Source organism: Pantoea sp., from assembly GCF_039594315.1.
Classification (GTDB): Bacteria; Pseudomonadota; Gammaproteobacteria; order Enterobacterales; family Enterobacteriaceae; genus Pantoea.
In genome coordinates, this window is record NZ_JBCNNP010000110.1 from 1 (window position 1) to 2,770 (window position 2,770).

3 protein-coding genes are annotated in these 2,770 nt (G+C 52.6%); 2 read left to right on the forward strand and 1 reads right to left on the reverse strand.

The genetic code is table 11. From position 1 onward, the window contains the following. Window positions 1-92: 92 nt before the first annotated feature. A complete protein-coding gene (locus ABDW13_RS23405; protein WP_343554885.1) occupies window positions 93-887 on the reverse strand; it encodes an inner membrane protein YpjD in 795 nt (264 codons plus the stop codon). 167 nt (window positions 888-1,054) lie between these two features. On the opposite strand from ABDW13_RS23405, the gene ffh reads away from it, so the two are divergent. Both ffh and rpsP read left to right on the forward strand, forming a co-directional pair. Continuing rightward, window positions 1,055-2,416 (forward strand): signal recognition particle protein, encoded by a 1,362-nt coding sequence (gene ffh, locus ABDW13_RS23410; protein WP_343554886.1) that lies wholly within the window; start codon window positions 1,055-1,057, stop codon window positions 2,414-2,416. Window positions 2,417-2,559: 143 nt separating this feature from the next. Continuing rightward, window positions 2,560-2,770 (forward strand): 30S ribosomal protein S16 (rpsP, locus tag ABDW13_RS23415; protein WP_343554887.1); only part of this gene is annotated, 211 nt, incomplete at its 3' end.

Here is a 2,770-nt window from a genome sequence, read left to right on the forward strand (position 1 = left end):
TCTCTGAACCGGAGAAATAGGCAGAGACCAGCACCATGATGACCAGCGTAATGATCAGCGTGGTGGTTGAAACGTGTTCCAACACAAAATCCTTAGTGAGAGGTGAGCAGGTGCTGCAGCACGCGGCTGCCAAAGTAGGCCATGGTTAACAGCAGCGCACCGCCGCAGTTAAACCAGACAACACGGCGTCCGCGCCAGCCTTCGTGATAGTGCCCCCAGAGCAGAACAATATAAACAAACCAGGCAATGATAGAGAGAACCGCTTTATCCACATTTTCAGCGCTAAACAGGTTGTGCATAAAGAACAGGCCGGTGCACAGTACCAGCGTCAGTAGCACCACACCAATTTGTGTAATGTGAAACATTTTGCGCTCAATGCTGAGCAGCGGCGGCATATCCTGGGTAAACGCCAGCTTCTTATGTTTGAGCTGGTAATCAATCCACGCCAGTTGCAACGCGTAGAGCGCAGCAATAATCAGAGTGGCATAGGCAAACAGCGACAGGCCGATGTGAATCATCATGCCTGGCGTAGTTTCCAGATGGGTAATAAACGCATTAGGTACAAAAGTGGCAAAGGCCAGGTTAATTAAGGCAAAGCCATAAACAATCGGCAGTAACAACCAGCCGCGATTACGCGAAGCCACGATGGTCATAATGGCGCAGATCAACAAGCTAACCAGCGAACCAATATTCAGCAGACTGAGATTTTGCCCATTATCAACCGCAAAAATGCGCTGTTGTAAGGCAACGGCATGGGCAATCAACGCCACGCAGGCGGAGAGCACAGCAAAGCGACGCCAGCCACCGTTGCGTTTAAGCAGGCTGGGAATGATCAATGCAAGACTGAGGGAGTAGGCGAACAGCGCCACGATCGCGAAAACGAACATAGATCCTTTCAGGTATCGGTCAGATAAGGAAAAAAGCAGTATAGCGCCAGCAGCAGCAGGCTCCAAACGATCTGACGGTCAATTGCAGAGATCGCCGTGTCTTCGTGTTATAATCCGCCGCATTGTGTCGCCAAGGGCGGCCTCGCTACGGTTCTAAGTGAGAGAGCATGTTTGATAATTTAACCGATCGTTTGTCGCAAACCCTGCGCAATATCAGCGGCCGCGGAAGGCTGACCGAAGACAACATCAAAGACACCCTGCGCGAAGTGCGCATGGCATTGCTGGAAGCGGACGTTGCGCTACCGGTGGTGCGTGAATTTATTAACCGCGTTAAAGAAGCCGCGGTTGGCCACGATGTGAACAAAAGCCTGACGCCAGGCCAGGAGTTCATCAAAATCGTGCGCAACGAATTGGTTGCAGCGATGGGCGCGGAAAATAATGCGCTCAATCTGAACGCGCAGCCGCCGGCTGTGGTGCTGATGGCGGGCCTGCAAGGTGCCGGTAAAACCACCAGTGTTGCCAAGCTGGGTAAATTCTTGCGCGAGAAGCACAAGAAAAAAGTGTTAGTCGTTTCTGCTGACGTCTATCGCCCTGCGGCGATCAAACAGTTGGAAACGCTGGCTCAGCAGGTTGGTGTTGATTTCTGCCCATCCGATCTCAGCCAAAAGCCGGTCGATATTGTTCAGAACGCGCTGAAAGAAGCCAAACTGCAATTCTACGATGTGCTGCTGGTGGATACCGCCGGTCGTTTACACGTCGATGAAGCGATGATGGACGAAATCAAACAGGTTCACGCCGCGATTAATCCGGTGGAAACCCTGTTTGTAGTCGATGCCATGACCGGTCAGGATGCCGCCAATACCGCGAAAGCCTTCAATGAAGCGCTGCCGCTGACCGGTGTGATTCTGACCAAAGTCGATGGTGATGCGCGCGGTGGTGCGGCGCTGTCGATTCGTCATATCACTGGCAAACCGATCAAGTTTATGGGGATGGGCGAGAAGACCGAAGCGCTGGAAGCTTTCTATCCAGAGCGCATCGCCTCGCGCATTCTCGGCATGGGCGATGTCCTGTCGCTGATTGAAGATATCGAGAGCAAAGTTGACCGCGACCAGGCTGAGAAGCTGGCGAAGAAACTGAAAACCGGCGACGGTTTTGATCTCAACGATTTCCTTGAGCAGTTAAAGCAGATGCGCAACATGGGCGGCATGGCGAGCCTGATGGGCAAGCTGCCGGGCATGGGCCAACTGCCGGATAACGTGAAGTCGCAGATGGATGACAAAGTGCTGGTACGCATGGAAGCCATCATCAATTCGATGACACGTAAAGAGCGTGAGAAGCCAGAGATTATTAAGGGTTCGCGTAAACGTCGTATTGCGCTGGGCTCGGGCATGCAGGTGCAGGATGTCAACCGACTGCTGAAACAGTTCGATGATATGCAGCGCATGATGAAGAAAATGAAGAAAGGTGGCATGGCCAAAATGATGCGTGGCATGAAAGGTATGATGCCGCCTGGATTCCCTGGTCGCTAAGGCGACCGCCGATAAAGCCGGATATTTAACACACTCAGGTTGCTTTTTGCGCCAAAATGAGTAAAATTTTCGGGCTTTTTATATCGCGCTCGGGCCCCGTTCCTCGATGGGGCCCGAGCGCTTTATTAACTAATGAGGATGTTATGGTAACAATTCGTTTGGCACGTCACGGCGCGAAAAAGCGTCCGTTCTATCAGGTCGTCGTAACTGACAGCCGCAATGCTCGTAACGGTCGTTTCATCGAGCGCGTAGGTTTCTTCAACCCGATCGCTTCTGGTCAGGCTGAAGGTCTGCGTCTGGATCTGGACCGTATTGAGCACTGGGTTGGCCAGGGCGCAACGCTTTCTGATCGCG